Origin of the sequence: Streptomyces sp. BBFR25 (assembly GCF_044590125.1) — a bacterium.
Classification (GTDB): Bacteria; Actinomycetota; Actinomycetes; order Streptomycetales; family Streptomycetaceae; genus Streptomyces; species Streptomyces canus_D.
In genome coordinates, this window is record NZ_CP172447.1 from 2,552,356 (window position 1) to 2,568,168 (window position 15,813).

At 72.6% G+C, this 15,813-nt stretch carries 15 protein-coding genes; 6 read left to right on the forward strand and 9 right to left on the reverse strand.

The features are described 5' to 3' along the window. Positions 1–20 precede the first annotated feature (20 nt). The 4 genes from ACGH52_RS11585 to ACGH52_RS11600 form a co-directional block, all read right to left on the reverse strand. Entirely contained in the window at positions 21–1,460 is a 1,440-nt protein-coding gene (locus ACGH52_RS11585; RefSeq protein ID WP_399938867.1) for an aldehyde dehydrogenase family protein, read from the reverse strand. Between the two features lie 158 nt (positions 1,461–1,618). Next, positions 1,619–4,390, reverse strand: coding sequence for an ATP-binding protein (locus tag ACGH52_RS11590; protein WP_399938868.1), 2,772 nt, complete (start codon positions 4,388–4,390; stop codon positions 1,619–1,621). Further along, a complete protein-coding gene (locus ACGH52_RS11595) occupies positions 4,390–5,292 on the reverse strand; it encodes an LLM class flavin-dependent oxidoreductase (protein ID WP_210977564.1) in 903 nt (300 codons plus the stop codon). The genes ACGH52_RS11590 and ACGH52_RS11595 overlap by 1 nt, the downstream gene beginning before the upstream one ends. Then, positions 5,289–7,529: an FAD-binding protein gene (locus ACGH52_RS11600; RefSeq protein WP_399938870.1), complete on the reverse strand. Its 2,241-nt coding sequence runs from the start codon at positions 7,527–7,529 to the stop codon at positions 5,289–5,291. Before ACGH52_RS11600 ends, ACGH52_RS11595 begins: the two co-directional genes overlap by 4 nt. Positions 7,530–7,648: 119 nt before the next feature. On the opposite strand from ACGH52_RS11600, the gene ACGH52_RS11605 reads away from it, so the two are divergent. Further along, positions 7,649–8,041, forward strand: a complete 393-nt coding sequence (locus tag ACGH52_RS11605) for a helix-turn-helix domain-containing protein (protein ID WP_121701557.1) — start codon at positions 7,649–7,651, stop codon at positions 8,039–8,041. A gap of 110 nt (positions 8,042–8,151) precedes the next feature. Here ACGH52_RS11605 and ACGH52_RS11610 read toward each other — a convergent pair whose 3' ends face one another. Together ACGH52_RS11610 and ACGH52_RS11615 are read right to left on the reverse strand one after the other, a co-directional pair. Then, a complete protein-coding gene (locus ACGH52_RS11610) occupies positions 8,152–9,084 on the reverse strand; it encodes an NADP-dependent oxidoreductase (protein WP_121701558.1) in 933 nt (310 codons plus the stop codon). A gap of 57 nt (positions 9,085–9,141) precedes the next feature. Continuing rightward, complete coding sequence (locus ACGH52_RS11615) at positions 9,142–10,161, reverse strand: zinc-binding dehydrogenase (RefSeq protein ID WP_052840040.1); 1,020 nt, start codon at positions 10,159–10,161, stop codon at positions 9,142–9,144. Positions 10,162–10,222: 61 nt separating this feature from the next. On the opposite strand from ACGH52_RS11615, the gene ACGH52_RS11620 reads away from it, so the two are divergent. After that, positions 10,223–10,531: a helix-turn-helix transcriptional regulator gene (locus ACGH52_RS11620; RefSeq protein ID WP_052840251.1), complete on the forward strand. Its 309-nt coding sequence runs from the start codon at positions 10,223–10,225 to the stop codon at positions 10,529–10,531. Positions 10,532–10,568: 37 nt separating this feature from the next. Here the strand turns inward: ACGH52_RS11620 and ACGH52_RS11625 are convergent, their stop codons facing one another. Then, on the reverse strand, positions 10,569–11,408 hold the full coding sequence (locus ACGH52_RS11625) for an SDR family oxidoreductase (protein WP_399938872.1): 840 nt from the start codon (positions 11,406–11,408) through the stop codon (positions 10,569–10,571). Between the two features lie 93 nt (positions 11,409–11,501). Here ACGH52_RS11625 and ACGH52_RS11630 point away from each other — a divergent pair, with 93 nt between their 5' ends. Both ACGH52_RS11630 and ACGH52_RS11635 read left to right on the forward strand, forming a co-directional pair. Beyond that, complete coding sequence (locus ACGH52_RS11630; RefSeq protein ID WP_076974018.1) at positions 11,502–11,873, forward strand: helix-turn-helix domain-containing protein; 372 nt, start codon at positions 11,502–11,504, stop codon at positions 11,871–11,873. Between the two features lie 130 nt (positions 11,874–12,003). Continuing rightward, on the forward strand, positions 12,004–13,191 hold the full coding sequence (locus tag ACGH52_RS11635) for a winged helix DNA-binding domain-containing protein (RefSeq protein ID WP_399938874.1): 1,188 nt from the start codon (positions 12,004–12,006) through the stop codon (positions 13,189–13,191). An 80-nt stretch (positions 13,192–13,271) separates the two neighbouring features. Here ACGH52_RS11635 and ACGH52_RS11640 read toward each other — a convergent pair whose 3' ends face one another. Beyond that, entirely contained in the window at positions 13,272–13,580 is a 309-nt protein-coding gene (locus tag ACGH52_RS11640) for a hypothetical protein (RefSeq protein ID WP_076974045.1), read from the reverse strand. Between the two features lie 175 nt (positions 13,581–13,755). Here ACGH52_RS11640 and ACGH52_RS11645 point away from each other — a divergent pair, with 175 nt between their 5' ends. Together ACGH52_RS11645 and ACGH52_RS11650 are read left to right on the forward strand one after the other, a co-directional pair. Continuing rightward, positions 13,756–14,115, forward strand: coding sequence for an arsenate reductase family protein (locus ACGH52_RS11645; protein ID WP_399938875.1), 360 nt, complete (start codon positions 13,756–13,758; stop codon positions 14,113–14,115). A 117-nt stretch (positions 14,116–14,232) separates the two neighbouring features. Further along, entirely contained in the window at positions 14,233–14,937 is a 705-nt protein-coding gene (locus ACGH52_RS11650; protein ID WP_399938877.1) for a hypothetical protein, read from the forward strand. A 3-nt stretch (positions 14,938–14,940) separates the two neighbouring features. Here ACGH52_RS11650 and ACGH52_RS11655 read toward each other — a convergent pair whose 3' ends face one another. Further along, positions 14,941–15,813: an alpha/beta fold hydrolase gene (locus tag ACGH52_RS11655; RefSeq protein WP_121701563.1), complete on the reverse strand. Its 873-nt coding sequence runs from the start codon at positions 15,811–15,813 to the stop codon at positions 14,941–14,943.

Below are 15,813 nucleotides of genomic sequence, written 5' to 3' on the forward strand. Positions count from 1 at the left end.
CATTCCGCCGTCGAGAGCTGTCAGAGCTGCGGTGCCACATGCACGAGGTGCTTGGTCTCCTGGAATTCCTCGATCCCGCGGATGCCGTTCAGGCGGCCCACTCCCGACTGCTTGAAGCCGCCTTCCTCGAACTGGTCGTGGATCATGGCCCAGGTGTTGGTCCAGACGGTCCCGGCCCGCAGTTCGCGGCCGACGCGCAGGGGGCGGTCGACATCACGGGTCCAGATGCTCGCGGCCAGGCCGAACTCGGTGGCGTTGGCACGCGCCACGGCATCGGCCTCGGAGTCGAACACCTCGAAGGTGGCGACCGGCCCGAACACTTCGCGCTGCACGATCGGCGAGGACACGTCGGCGACCTCGATCAGGGACGGGCCGAGGAGCGCCCGATCCCGCTTGCCCCGCACGAGGACGGTGGCGTAGTCGGCCGCGGCGGCCACGGTCTGTTCGACCCGTTGGGCGTTCCCTTCGTCGATCATGGCGCCCATCTCGCTGGCGGGGTCGTCGCCGGGCCCGACCCGGACCGTCTCGAGGACGGCGACGAGCCGCCGCCGGAGTTCGTCGGCCACGCCGCGCTGGACCAGTATCCGGCTGCCCGTCATGCAGAACTGGCCCGCGAACATGGTGACGGCCTTGGTGAGCACGGGCACGACGGCGTCCAGATCGGCGTCGTCGAAGACGAGCATCGGCGTCTTTCCGCCCAGCTCCATGGACAGCGTTTTCAGCGTCGGGGCGGCCTGTTCCATGATCACGCGGCCGACCGCGGTGGAGCCGGTGTAGCTGAGCACGTCGACGTCCGGGGAGGAGACCAGCTCCGGAGCCCCGGCGTTGCCGCTCTCGGTGAAGACGTTGAACACGCCCGGGTCCAGGCTCGGCGTGTCGGCGATGATCTCGCTCAGCACTCCGTTGACCAGGCCGGTCTGCGCCGGCATCTTCATGACCACGGTGCAGCCGGCCGCCAGGGCGGGTGCGAAGGAACGCGCCGAGAGGATGACCGGTGAGTTCCACGGCACGATCACCGCGGCGACGCCCGCGGCTTCGCGCAGGGTCATCGAGTACATGCCGGGCCGTACTTCGCCGGCCCTGCCGTAGTCGGTGAGGGCCAGCGCCGCGTGGTAGCGGAGCTTGGGGATGGTGCCTTCGACTTCGATGGCCGCCTCGGAAAGCACTTTCCCGTTCTCCCGCGCCAGGAGGGTGATCAGTTCGTCCTTGCGCTGCTCGAGCCGGTCGGCCAGTTCGTGCAGCGCTGCCGCACGCCGGTGACGGTCGCGGGACCAGACGGTGAAGTCGAAGGCCCTTCGGGCCGCGGCCACGGCGGCCCTCGCCTCCCGCGCACCGCCGTCGGCGAAGGTGCCGAGCAGGCCGTTGGTCGCGGGGCTACGTGACTCGCCGCGTGAGCCGGAGTCCTGCCACTGCCCGTCGATGTAGTGGCGCGCGTGGGGCAGGGTTTCGGACTTGGGCATGAGGTGACCTCTCGTCATGCGTCGCACGGCGTTTCGCCGCGGGTACGCGGGACAACGTCAGCGACGCTACAAAGCAGGGCCGGTGAGCGAATCGGGCGGGCAATCCGTCGTTTCCGCCGGAGGCGTCGCGCGCCCGCTCCGCCGCGGCCTCCCTGCGCTCACGGCGGCTCACAACCGGCGTGGAGGTCGCTCAGCTCGGTTCGGGTGTTGATGCCGAGCTTGGCGAACACGTTCCCGAGGTGGTGGCCCACGGTGCGGTGGCTGATCCGCAGCTGTACGCCGATCTCGCGATTCGTCAGCTGTTCGGCGGCCAGTTGGGCGACTCGCTGTTCCTGGGCGGTGAGCCGGTTCATTGCCCCGGTATCCGAACTTCCCCGGCGTCCCGGCGCTCCGGTGAGGTCCTGCTCGCGCTGCGCGCGTTGGCGCAGCGGCTCGGCACCGAGCCGGTCGAACGCCTCCAAGGCGGCGCCGATTTGGACGCGCGCATCGGTCCGTCGGCGGCCCCGTCGCAACCACTCGCCGTAGGACAACTGAGCGCGCGCGTGGAGCAGCGGGTGGGATCGGGCACCCGGCACGTCGAGTGCGGCCAGGAAGGCACCCTCGGCCCGGGCGCCGCCGAGGAGCCCGCGCGTGACGTGCGCGGCACAGCGGGCCCACGGCGCTCCCGTGCGCCGCGCCCAGGCTTCGAGCACCCGTACCCGTTCGTCCGCGAGGTCGCTTCTGCCGACGCGCACGGCCGCCTCGGCCGTGTCGAGAGCGGCCAGGAGCGCGAAGGTCGGGTGTTCCGCGCCATGGCCCGGCTCGGTCAGGCGCACCAGGATGTCCAGGGCTTCCTCGGGGCGCTCGCGAAACAGCGAGGCCATGCCGCGGTTCCAGTACGCGGCGGCGCTCAGCGCGCGGACGCCCTGCGGGAGTGACGTCTCCAGAGTCCTGGCGGTGGCCTCCGCGACGGCGCGTTCGTCACCACGCGCCGCGGCGAGCCAGCCCAGGCTGGTGCGGCAGTGGGAGGCAATGTGGTCGGCACCCAGGTCCTGGGCCAGCCGCAGTCCCTCCGCGGCCGAGGACTCCGCTTGCGGCCAGCGGCCGGCAGCGTTGTCGAGCATCGCGGTCTGGGCCAGGGCGGCGGCGAGCCGAGCGCGCTCGCTGCGCCGCCGCAGGTGCGGCAACCGGCGGCGCAGCGCATCCGCCATCGGCTCGTCGATCCCCCAGGCCAGGGCGAGGGGTGTCGGCGGCAGCAACGGCAGGATGGTCGTACGGGCCCGCGCGGCGGCATCACCTAGGTCGGGGGTGTCCGCCGGCGCCGCGTCGGCGGACACGTCGTCGCTCCACCAGGCAAGCGTGCCGGGTAATCCGGTCCGGCCCGCGACGTCGTCTTCGAGCAGCAGTTCCAGCGCTCTGTCCCGCAGGTCGCCGCGTCCGACGGACCAGGCGGCGCGCATGGCCAGCGTGCCCAGTTCCAGCGCCGTTCCCGGTTCCGGGACGCGCTGCATGTCGGTGATCAGGAAGTGGTGCGCCATCTCGGGCATGCCCCGGGCGAACTCCATGATCCCCCGCAGACCCCGGCTCCGCCGGGCGACGTGAGCGCCGGGGGCCAGCCGTTCCGCGTCATCGAGCAGGCGCTCCGCCGTGGCTGCCCACCCGGCGTCCCAGGAAGCCCTGGCCGCCTCGGCAAGGCGTTGTGAGGCGTCGATCGGTGCGGCCGACAGTTCGGCGGCCCGCCACCACGCCCGTGCCGCCGTGTTCGTGGCCCCGCGGAGCCGGGAGCGGGCGGCGGTCCGTTCGAGGAGCCGCGCGACGTCCTCATCGCGTCCGTGGGCCAGGGCGGCGAGATGCCATGCGCGCTCCTCCGCCTCGTCCGGCATCGTGGCGGCCAGGGCGCGGTGAGCCCGGCGCCTCGTCGCGGCACCGCAGCCCTCGTAGACGGCTCTGCTCACGACGGGGTGCCGGAAACCGACGCGGTTGCCCGCCACGTGGAGCAGGCCCGCGTTGGTCACTTCCTCCCAGACGGCGTCACCGGCACCCGAGGCACGTCCGGCCCGCTGCACCGTGAGCCGGTCGCCGTGCTCCTCGGCCGCCGCGAGCACGGTCAGCAACTGCGCCGGAGGGCTCAGGGCCTCGATCCCGGCACGGAAAGCCCGCTGCAGACACGGCCCGACGGGCGGTCGTCCTCGCTTCCGGCGATGCTCGGCGTCGTCGAGGTCGCCCCCGAGCGTGGCCAGTTCGTGCAGCGCCAAGGGGTTGCCCCCGGCCTCCCGGACCATGTTCCGCGTCGTCGCCTCGTCGGTGAGCGGCGCCACGGCCGCCACAAGCCGCCGCGCGCTCTCGTCGCTCAGGCCGTCGACCCGCATGTCGGCCACGCCTTCCCAGGGCCGGGCGGCCGGATCGCTGTGATCGGCGAGCACGACGACCACGGGATGCGCTCCTACGCGTCGAGCGACGAACCCCAGGCACAGCGCGGTGGCCTCGTCGAGCCACTGCCCGTCGTCCACCACGACGAGCACGGGCTGCCGCTCGGCGAGTCCGCAGAGCAGCGACAGCACGGCCGCCCCGACCACCAGGCGGTCCGTCGGCTCACCGCTCAGCCCGAGCGCGGTACGCACAGCGGCGGCCTGGGCCGTCGCCAGCAGCTCGACACGATCGGCCAACGGTCGCAGCAGCCCGTGCAGCCCCGCGAAAGCCAGGTCCGACTCGGGCCGGGTGGCCGAGTGGCTCAGCCGGACGAAGTCCGCGGCCTGGCCGTACACGTGGCGAAGCAGAGCCGACTTGCCGATACCCGGCTCGCCCCACACCACGAGCGCGCCACCGCTCCCGCCGCGGGCCTGCGCAAGCAGCCCGTCGAGAACCGCGGCCTCCTCGCGGCGTCCGAACAGCTCCGTCGGCGCTGCCGCTGTCGCAGCTCCGTCACCGGGCCCGCCACGCGCGCACCGCATCACGTCACGCGTTCGGACTGGACGAGTTCGCGGGCGCGCGGCGCGACCTCGCGACCGAAGAGGTTCAGGTCGGCAGGCTCGTCCGAGGCGAGGATGAACCCGGATACGCCGTACTGCAGGGCGAGGTCGGCGATCTGTTCGGCCCAGTCGTCGGGAGTCCCCTGAAACAGGCCGCCGCCGGCGCCGGACGTGAATCGGCCGCTCAGGTTGAGCAGGCGGCTGACCGCCGCGGGCTCACGGCCGGCGGCGGAGGCGGCCTCGTCGATCTGCTCGTTCATCGCGCGCAGCGATGCCGGGCCCTCGGGCAGGAAACCCAGGGAGGGCAGCCAACCGTCGGCGATCCTGCCCGTCAGCCGGAGCATGCGCGGCTTGTAGGCACCGATGCGGATCGGGATGCGATGGGCGGGTGCCGGGCCGCGCTTGGCGCCGTTCACGGTGTAGAACTCCCCGGTGACACGGAGGGGCCCGGTCTCGTCGGTGGCCCACAGCCCCCGGATCACCTTCACGGCCTCCTCCACCGCCCGCACGGCCTGGGCCGGTTCGAGCCGGCGGCCTCCCATCGCGACGATGCCGTCCCAGAACGCGCCCGCGCCGATGCCCAGTTCGACTCGCCCGCCGGTCAGCCGGTCCAGGCTCGCGGCGGCGCGGGCCAGCACGGCCGGGGGCCGCAGCGGAAGGCTCAGCACGTTGCCGCTGATCCGGATCCGTTCGGTGCGTGCGGCGACGTACGACATCAGGGTCCAGGTGTCCTGGAACGCCGACTGGTAGGGGTGGTCCTGGAAGCTGACCAGGTCGAGGCCGGCCCTCTCGGAGGTCTGGGCCAGCTCGACCGGCGCCTGAGGCGGGCGGGCGGTGGGGGTGATGAAGCTGCCGAACCACAGTTCGTGGCCGTAGTCGCTCATGGGGTGCTTCCTCCGGGGTGGTTCGCGGCGGGCGTGAGGGCGAAGTTGTCGCCGAACACGCCCTCGGGGTCGTAGACGCTCTTCAGCTCACGCAGACGCGAGAGGGTCCGTGGGGGCCAGGCCGCGGCGATCCGCTCGGGCCGGAGGCTGGACTCGAAGCTGATGTAGAGGCCGTCGAGGAAGGGGCTCAGCCGGGCCCAGGCCCGGTCGACCACCTCGTCGGCACCGCCCATCACCACCAGCGAGAAGTTCGCGTCGCGGTGGGCGTAGGCCGTGGCGTCCGAGGGAACATCGGCGACGGCGCCGCCGACCGAGCGGAGCTGGAACCATCCGATCGCGCCGCTGCGGATCATGTGAGCCGCCGCCGCGGCGAACTGCGGGGTCACGTGCCGGAGCAGACCGCTGCGTGAGACCGGTTCACCCTGGGAGACCGGTGGGTCGTCGCTCGCGTTGTCCATCACGGCCGCGTACGAGGTGATGACGATGTCCTGGGCGTACATCGCTGAGATCGCGGCCAGCGGCTCCAGCCGGGCGCGCACGGTCTCCGGGTCCGAGGAGTCGACCATGGTGTGGCTCACCGCGAGCGCCGGTCGTCCGCCGCGCGGGGGCGGCACGATGACGAAGCTGGTGAGGTCTCGCGGTGAGTCCTCGACCGCCCGGCCCCACTCGACGAGGTAGCGCTCGAGGTCGCTCGCGTCCTGGGTGAGCCGGGCGAAGGCGACCGCGCCCACGTCGTCGGCCTCGAACTCGAAGGCAGTGACGATCCCGAAGTTCGCGCCCGCCCCTCGCACGGCCCAGAAGAGATCGGGGTTCTCCGAATCGTCGGCCCGCACGACGGAGCCGTCCGCGAGCACCATCTCCACGGCCCGCAGGCGGTCGATGGTCAGTCCGTGCCCGCGCGCGAGGTACCCGATGCCCCCCGCCGTGGCGAGGCCGCCCACCCCGACGCCCCCGTAGTCGCCCGAACTCAACGCCCAGCCGTAGGGCTCCAGTGCGGCCGCCACCTCGGCCCAGCGCGCACCCGGGCCGATGCGCACCCGGCGTGTCTTCCTGTCGAGCACCTCGATCGCATTCATCAGTGACACGTCGATGACGATCCCGCCGTCATTGGTGGAGCGGCCGGAGACCCCGTGTCCGGCGCTTCGCCGAGACAGGGCCACGCCGGGATGCCGGCGGGCGAACGCGAGCGCCTGTGTCACCTGCTCGTTCGTCGCCGCCCGCAGGATGATGCCGGGCGCACCGCCGCGCAGGTACCCGGACCGCAGCTGGGCGTAGGCCGGATCACCGGGCTCGACGACCTCGGCCATCTCCGGCGGAGCGCCCTCGTAGTCGATCCCCGGCCGGCGCCTGGCGCGCACGGCGGACCGCCGGACCCGCGCGCCCGACCATCCGCGCAAAAGCACCGCGTCCGCGGCCGCCCGCAGGGCCGGGGCGACCTCGCTCGCGAAGCCTGCCGCGACGTCTCGCTCCTCGGTGTCCAGCACGATGGTGCCCACCCCGTGCTCGACGACGAGTGGCAGCAGGTCGTTCACCCAGTCCGCGGCGGTCCCGGTGAACCTGCCTGTCCGCTCGCCGAAGCCACCGCGGATCGTGACCCGTCTCCGGATCTCGCGGGGATCGCGGCCTGCCCCTCGCGCCGCCTCGTCGACTGCGCGGTTGCCCTGCGTCAGCGTGGCGGCGTCGCACCCCGTCGACCATTCGTCAGCCCGCAGTCCGACCAGCCGGAGCAGGTCCTGGCCCTGGCCGTCCATGGAGATCGGCACGTCGTGCGCGGGCGCGGCCTTCTCGGCTCCCGCGAGACGGTAGAAGCGGCCGGTGAACCGGCCGAGGCCACGGTCGAGGACATTCCAGAGCTCGCGGACGACGGCGATCGCCTCACCCAGTGCCGCGACCGAATCGGCTGTCCCGGACGCGGCGGCTGACGGGCCCGCCCGGAAAGCCAGTTCGACCCTGCCTTCGGTGAGCCGGTCCAGGCCCGCGACGACTCGCGCGAGCATCGCCGGATGGAGGGTGTCGGGGCGTGCCTCCAGCACCAGTCCGAGAGAGACCGTCGCCCCGGCGATCCAGGCCGCCACAGTCGACGGTTCGAGATCGTCGCCGGCGGTTCCGGCCGGGACGACCAGCAAGTCCAGTCCCCACTGCTCGGCCAGGCCCGCCACTTCGACCAACCGGCCGGGTCCGCAGTCGGCGTCGGAGGGCAGGTGCAGCCCGAACCTCAGCGCGTGCCCGTAGTTCATAGCGCGTGCTGACAGGCCGAGTGTGCGTTCATGGGCCAAGGCTGCACGGCGATGATCACAGGCGACAAGCGGGACATGACCAGGTCATCAAAAGTGACACGCTCCAGTATCGTGACCGTATGACCGGTCCCCGACAGCCCGATGACTCCTCCGCCACCGCGGGCCAGAGCCGCCCGGAAGCGGGCTATGAACACATCGACGACGACGTGTGCCGCAGTTTTCAGCGCTCGGTCGAGATCGTGGGCAAGAAGTGGAGCGCCGCGGTGCTCCTGGCGGCGATGCGGGGCGCGCGCCGATTCGTCGACTACCGAGCGCGGATCCCCGGAATCTCGAACCACCTTCTGTCCCAGCGCCTGCGTGAGCTCGAGGGCCACCGGCTCATTGAGCGGCTCGTGGTACCGACGACGCCGGTCCAGATCACGTACCGGCCCACCGAACGGGGCGCCAGCCTGATGCGTGTCCTGCATCCGCTGATCGAATGGAGCGCCAAGAACGAGGACATGGACACCTGACGAGCTGGTCGCATGCCGCCCACGCACCCGATCCATTGCGTACCGGGACCGGTGAGCGCGCGGGCGGCCGCTCGCGGTGTGGCTTCAGCGGTGCGGGAAACAGGAACGGGTTACGGGACCAGGACGATCTTTCCCGTGGTGTGGCCGGCCATGATCTCGCGGTGGGCGGTGGCGGCCTCGCGCAGGGGGTAGCTGTCCGCGATCACGATGCGCAGGCGGCCTGCTGTCGCGGCTTCCGTGAGCTGCAGGCGGGCGGCTTGGCGGATCTCGGTACCGGGATCCGCGCCCGGCACACCACCCAGGAGCTTGATTCCCGCGCGAGCCCCGCGCTCGTGGCCCGCGATGGTGGCGATACGCAAGCGGTCCGGCACGAGCTCCACGGAGACGTCCACCGCCTCCTCGGTGCCCACGAGATCGGCGGCCGCGTGCACGCCCTCCGGCGCCACCGCGCGCACCCTGTCCGCCAGCCCCGGCCCGTAGACGACCGGGATCGCTCCCAGCTCTCGCAGGAGGTCGTGCTTGGCCCGGCTCGCCGTGGCCACTACAGTCGCGCCGCGTGCCACCGCGAGCTGGACGGCCACGAGACCGACGCCTCCCGCGGCACCGTGGATCAGCACCGTCTCGCCCTTGCCCAGGCCGATCGCCTCAAGCGTGTGTACGGCGGTGACCCCGGCGGCCAGCAGCCCGCCGGCCTGCTCCCAGGACAGGGCGACGGGCTTCGGCACCACGGACGGGGCGGGCACGACGATTTCGGCGGCGTAGGCACCCGGCGCGGAGTAGGTGATCACTTCGTCACCCACCGCGATCGGACCCGCGGGGCCGATCGCGTCGGCACCGACCGCTGTCACCACGCCCGCCGCCTCGACACCGAGCCGGACCGGCAGTCTCCCCGGATCGACACCGAAGGCACCGCTGTACGACTTGTAGTCGAAGGGATTGACGCCGGCCGCGCGGACCGTGATCCGCACCTCGTTCGGCCCCGGCTCCGGGACGGCGACATCGATCACCGACAGGACCTCGGGACCGCCATAGGCGCCCGCCACTACCGCAGTTGTTTCGGTCATACGAGGAGACAACGGGTGCGCGAGGCGCCCCATTCCTCAGGTACGGGCCGCCGCCGCGTGCGGGGTCTCGTCCACGGGATGCACGGCGAGAGCGATCTTGCCGCGCGGGCGTTGGCGTCCTTCGTCGGCGGAGCCGCCTTCCAAGAGGCTGTGGGCGTGGGCGACGTCGGCCAGCGGCAGCACGGCGCCGATCACCGGCCGGAGTTCGCCCTGGTCGACCAGACGGCCGAGGGCCTCCAGTTTCGCCCGGCCGGGACTGACGAAGAGGAAATGGTAGGTCGCGTTCACGCCCCAAGCGGCGAGGAGGTTCTGCGGCTCGGGAATGTCCACGATCGACACCACGCGGCCTCGGTCGGCCAGAGCCAGCGGACTGCGGGTGAGGGTGTCCCGGCCCACCGTGTCCAGCACGACGTCCACCCCGCCCAGGGCCTGCACCTGCGGCACATAGTCACCGGCCGAGAAGTCGATCGTGACGTCCGCTCCCAGCCGGGTGACGAAGTCGTGATCCCTCGCCCGCGCGGTGGTGACCACCTCGGCCCCCAGCGCACGTGCGACCTGGATGGCGACCGAACCGACCCCGCCCGCGCCGCCGTGCACCAGGACCCGCTCCCCGGCCCGCACTCCGGCCCGTTCGACCAGCGCCTCCCACGCCGTCACCCCCACGAGAGCGAGACCGGCGGCCTCGACATGCGACAAGCGGGAGGGCTTGCGGGCGACCAGGGCCTGGTCGACCACGTGGAACTCGGCATAGGTCCCCTGACCGGTGAACACCGGCGCCAAGTACCAGACCTCGTCGCCCGGCCGGTAGTCGCCCGCCCCCGTGCCGGTCTCGACCACCACGCCGGACACGTCGTTGCCGATCACCGCCGGCAGCGCCACCTGGTCGCGGTAGTCGCCGCGGCGGGTCTGCAGGTCCAGGGGATTCACGGAGGTGGCCATGACCCTCACCAGCAGCTGGCCGGGCCCAGGGCTGGGCATGGGCAGTTCCCGTGCCGCGAACGCGGTGTCCGCGCCACCGAAACGGACGAGTTCCATCACACGCATCGAAGAGGACATACGGCGAAGATAAATCGTCGTATCGCGAATCGTCAATATGAGAATGGGTTACGATCACGCCGTGTTCTCGGAAGAGCAGTTGCTGTCCGTATTCCGGGCCCTGTCCAACCCCGCCCGCCGCCAGATGCTGGTGTGGCTCAAGGACCCCATGAGCTTCCCCGGCCAGGAGGCCGAGGACGTCGAGATCGGCGTCTGCGTGACCGACATCCAGCGGCGCATGGGCCTGGGACAGTCCACCACCTCCCAGTACCTCACCATGCTGCGGCAGGCAGGGCTGGTGGTCGCCACCCGACGCGGCAAGTGGACCTACTACCGCCGCGACGAGGCGAACATCGCCCGCCTCCTGGAGACCCTGCGCGACGTGTTCTAGCGCCCGGCCCTGGTACGGCGTCCCGGTGCGGCCGGTCTCAGCGGAACGCGGTGACGTTGCGGGCGGCCCAGTCGGCGAAGGGGCGCGGGGCGCGGCCGAGGACGCGCTCGACGTCCGGGCTGACGCGCAGCTCGGCCGGGCTCGGGTTGCCGAGGATGTCCAGGGTGTCGTCGGCGAGTTCCGCCGGCATGCTCCGCGCCATCGCGGCCCTGGCCTCGTCGCGGGTCAGCTCGTGGAAGGCCACGGGCGTGCCGAGCGCTGCCGCGAGGGCCTCCGTCTGCCCGCGCGGAGTGATCACCTCCGGGCCCGTCAGCTCGTACGCGCCGCCGGTGTACCGGTCCTCCAGCAGACAGGCCGCCGCCACCTCGGCGATGTCCGCGGGGTCGACGACCGGCACACCTACGTCGCCGAAGGGCGCGGCGACGGCCTGTCGCGCACGGACGGACTCGGCCCACCACAGGGCGTTGGAGGCGAAGCCGCCGGGCCGCAGCACGGCCCACTCCAGGCCGGATTCCCGCACCGTGTCCTCCAGCGCCCGCATCGCGATCCGCGTCGCCCCGAAGGGCCTGGTCACCACGCCGAGCGTGGAGAGCAGGACGATGCGGCGGACCCCGGCGCCCGCGGCTTCGCCGATGATGTCGGCGGGGTGGGCGCCGAGGGCGTGCAGGTCGCCGGAGAGCAGCAGGAACAGCGACTTCGCCCCGGCCAGCGCGGGCCGCAGGCCGGCCGGATCGGCGAGGTCGGCCACCAGGTGGTTCACGCCGTCCGGCACCGCCGCCGGGTGCCGTGACACCGCCGTCACCTGCTCGCCCGCCGCTGCCAGCGCCCGCGTCAGCGGCCGCCCGATGTTTCCGGTCGCCCCGGTCACCACGATCATGTCCAGCTCCTTCTCGGATGTCCTCTGTGGACCTTCACGCTAGGAGCACGGACTAACTCTGGGTAAGGGCATACCTGGAGGTAAGCTCATGACATGACGGAAGGCGTGCAGCACAGGCGGGTCGAGACCGGCGAGCGGTATGACGTGTTTCACACCGACTGCCTGGCGCGGGACGTGGTCGACCACGTGACCAGCAGGTGGGGCGTCTGGGTGCTGATCTCCCTGCGCCGCAACGACCTCCGGTTCTACGAACTGCGCGAGAGCATCCGGGGCATCAGCGAGAAGATGCTCGCCCAGACCCTGCGCGTCCTGGTCGCGGACGGCCTGGTCTGGCGGAAGGTCGAGCCGACGACGCCACCGCAGGTCACCTACGGGCTGACCGGGTTCGGCCGGGACATCGGGGAGCCGCTGACGGACCTCTTCGACCGGATCACCCGCCGGCTGTCGGCGGACGGCACGCCCTAGCCCTCGGGGGGGGCGGCCCGCTGTCAGTGGTGTCGGGCACGATGTCCGTCCGGGGGGCACACGTACCGAGCACACGCACCAAGCGCACGTGCCGCACACGCTGCGGACGGACGACGGGCGGAGGGCCTGCATGGGTGACGACGGACGACGGCACATCGGGACGGCCGAGCGACGGGACCGGCTGGCCCTGCGCCAGCGGCTGGCGGGGGCCGCGCGGGCGGGGAGTCCGGAGGAGGTCGCCGGATCACTGGTCGCGCTGCACGGCACCGACCCGGCGACGGTGCATCTGGCCGTGGGCGCGCGGCTGGCGGACGCGGCGAAGACGGTAGAGGAGACGGAGCGGGCGCTGTACGACGACGGGTCGTTGGTCCGGATGCACGGCATGCGGCACACCGTGTTCGTGTTCCCGACGGAGCTGACCGCGGTCGTGCACGCCTCCACCGGCCGCACCGTCGCCGCCCGGGAGCGGTCCGGTCTGCTCAGGAGCATGGCGCAGGCCGGGGCTCCGGGCGCCGCCTGGCTGGCGGAGGTCGAGGAGTCCACACTGGCCGCGCTGGCCCGGCGCGGCCAGGCCACGGCGGCCGAACTGGCCCGCGACGAGCCGCGCCTGAAGGAGCGGTTCGTCTACGCGGCCGGGAAGAGCTACGAGGGCGTGCACACCGTCTCCACCCGTCTGCTGAAGGTGCTGGGCGTGGAGGGCAAGGTGGTGCGGGGCCGGCCGCTGGGCTCGTGGACGTCCAGCCAGTTCCGCTGGGCGCCGGCGCCCCGGCACCCCGAGCTGGACCCGGGCGGGGCACAGGCCGAGCTGCTGCGCCGGTGGCTGGCGGCGTGCGGTCCGGCGACCGAGGACGACCTCAAGTGGTGGACCGGGTGGCGGGTGACGGAGGTGCGCCGCGCGCTGGCCGCGATGGGCGCGGAGGCGGTCTCGCTGGACGAGGGCACGGGGTATGTCGTCGCCGGTGACGCCGGTCCCGTCGCCGGGCCGTCCGAGCCGTGGGCGGCACTGCTGCCCCCCTTGGATCCGACGGCGATGGGCTGGCAGCAGCGGGACTGGTACCTCGCCCCCGAGCTGCGGCCCACGCTGTTCGACCGAAGCGGCAACGTCGGACCGACGGTGTGGTGGAACGGCCGTGTGGTGGGCGGCTGGGCCCAGCGCGCCGACGGCGAGATCGTCTGGCGGATCCTCGACGGTGACGGCATCGGCCGCGACGCGGAGACCGCGATCGAGTCGGAGGCGGCGCGGCTGGCGTCCTGGGTGGGAACGACCCGGATCACGCCCCGCTTCCGGACACCGCTGGAACGGGAGTTGTCCGCGTAGGGCCCCGTTCGGCGCCGGTGGGCCGAATCGGCGACGCGAACGCCGGGCGCCCCGAAAAGGGAGGGCACCCGGCGCCCCGCTCACCGCGAGTACCGCATCAACGCCCGCACCATGTGGCACGTCGTGTCCGACGGCGGGTGAACCCCGATGGCCAGCGCAGCGCTCCGTATCCTCTCGTTGCGCGCCTGGTTGGGCAGGTAGACGCCGGAGTCGAGCAGGGCGATGGCGAGGCGCATCGCCTTGAGCCGGCGGTTGTGCGTCACGTACCACTCACGGGGGCGGCCCGCCGGCAGCGGACGCTTCTCCACGGGTGCGTACGGCAGGTCGAGCAGGACGGGCCGCTTGGCGGTGGACTGGGTGGGCTTCGGCTTCAGTGCGGCAGCGGGCACGGGCATCCTCCTGTCGCGGTCGGGGCGCCGTCCGGACTTCCCGGAGACACCCTCGAACACTGCTTCTATTTTACTGCCCACCACTGACAAATGCCCCTGCCCACCAGGGCTTTCGGGGTCTCTGTGACCCAGGTGGCGAACGAGTTTCCGGACCCTTCCGGCTACCGTGTGCGGCATGGAGATCTGGATCAACCCGGCCTGCTCGAAGTGCCGCAGCGCGGTCAGCCTGCTCGACGCGGAAGGGGCCGACTACACCGTCCGCCGCTATCTGGAGGACGTGCCGAGCACGGCGGAGATCCGCGAGGTGCTCACCCGGCTCGGGCTGGAGCCGTGGGACATCACCCGCACCCAGGAGGCGGCCGCCAAGGAACTGGGCCTGAAGGACTGGCCCCGTGACGAGGCGTCACGCGACCGCTGGATCACCGCGCTCGCCGAGCACCCCAAGCTGATCCAGCGCCCGATCATCACGGCGGACGACGGAACGGCCGTGGTGGGCCGCACCGACGAGGCGGTCCGGGACGCCCTGTCCCGGTAAGCCGGGGCCAGGCGTGTGACGCAGGTTACGCGCACGCGTCGACGCGGCCGGTGAGTAACTCCGTTCGGTATCTCGTACATAGCGGCGTACGCTCCCCTACCTCTTCAGGAGGCGCGGATGTCGCGCAGGAGAACTCTCGGTACGAAGAAGAAGATCGCCCTACTGGTCGGCGCCGCCACGATGGCCGGGGGCGGCGCCTTCGTCATGGCGAACGCCTCGAACGCCGCGCAGACCACCCAGGACGCGCGGACGAAGGCCGCCCAGGACGCGGGCGTGTGCCAGGGCCTGGCCACCGCGCTCGGCAACAACCAGCGCTTCATCGAGGGCCAGCGGGCCGATCCCGACGCGCAGTCGCAGGCCCGGATCGAGAACCGCGAGGCCGTCGTCGCGGAGATCGAGCGCAAGCAGGCGGCCTCCGGGTGCGCGGTCGGGGAGTCGGCTCAGGACTCCCAGACCGGGCGTCCGCAGGCCGGGCAGCCGCAGGCCGGGCAGGAGGCGGGCCAGGCCGGGCAGGAGGCCGGCCAGGACACCGGGGACCAGGCGGGCGACCGGGCCGACGGCGCCGCGCAGACCGGTGAACAGGTCTGTGCCGGTTCCACCGTCACCCTCTCCGGCGAGGGCGGCGCGCCCGCCGCCTCCAGCAACCAGTTCCCGGTGGGCACCAGGCTCAGGGTGACCAACCTCGACAACGACAAGTCCACGACCGTGGAGGTGAACTCGGTCTCGGGAAGCTGTGCGCTGCTCAACGACGCGGCGTTCGAGCAGGTCCGCGAGGAGGGCAAGTTCCTGATCCGGCGGGCGCTCATCGAGAAGGTCAGCTGAGGCTCAGCCGCCCGGCGCCGTCAGGAAGTCGCCGAGGATGCGGCCCAGTCCGGACGGCGCGGACTGCGGCAGCGCGTGGTGGGAGACGTCCGGCAGCACGGTCGTCTCCGCGTGCGGCAGCAGGGTCCGGGCCCGGGCCGCCACCTCGGCGGGGTCGTGGGTTCTGCTGTTCCCCGCCAGGACCAGCAGGACCGGCACGTCCAGGGCGCGCAGCGCCTCCGGGGCCGGGCGCGGTCCGGTGACCGGCCTTCGCTCCGGGAAGCCGACGGCGGCCTCCTGGAGGGCGAGCCAGTCGGCGTCGAGGGGGGTCGCGCCGGTCTCCCAGTCCAGGAAGGCGCGGACCCGGCGGGGCGTGGGCCGCAGCAGCATCGGCAGCGCGCGCAGCAGGTAGGCCGCCTTGAACCCGGCGAAGCACTGGGTCGGGTCCAGGAGGAACAGGCGGCGTACCCGGCCGGGTGCGTGCAGGGCGTGGTGCAGGGCGATCCAGGCGCCGTAGGAGTGCCCGCCGAGGTCCGTCTCCTCGATGCCGAGGCCGTCGAGGAGCGCGTCCAGCCAGCCGGTGAGGTCGGCGACCGTGCGGGGGTGGCGGTCGCCGGCCGGTGTGCTGCGCCCGGGGGCGCCGATCAGGTCGACGGCGTGGACGCGGTGGGTGCGGGACAGCTCGGCGGCCTGGGCGTACCAGGACGCGGAGGTCGCCGCCCCGCCGCCCGGCAGCAGGACGAGGGGGCGGCCGTCGGCCGGGCCGGTCACGCTGACGTGCGTCTCGCCGAAGGGGGTGGGCACGGTCACCGCCCCGGTCCCCGCGGGCCACTTGGCCATGACCTTGTCGTAGGCGTCCCGGAAACGGCCGGCGTCGTACGGACCGCGAGCGCTCAT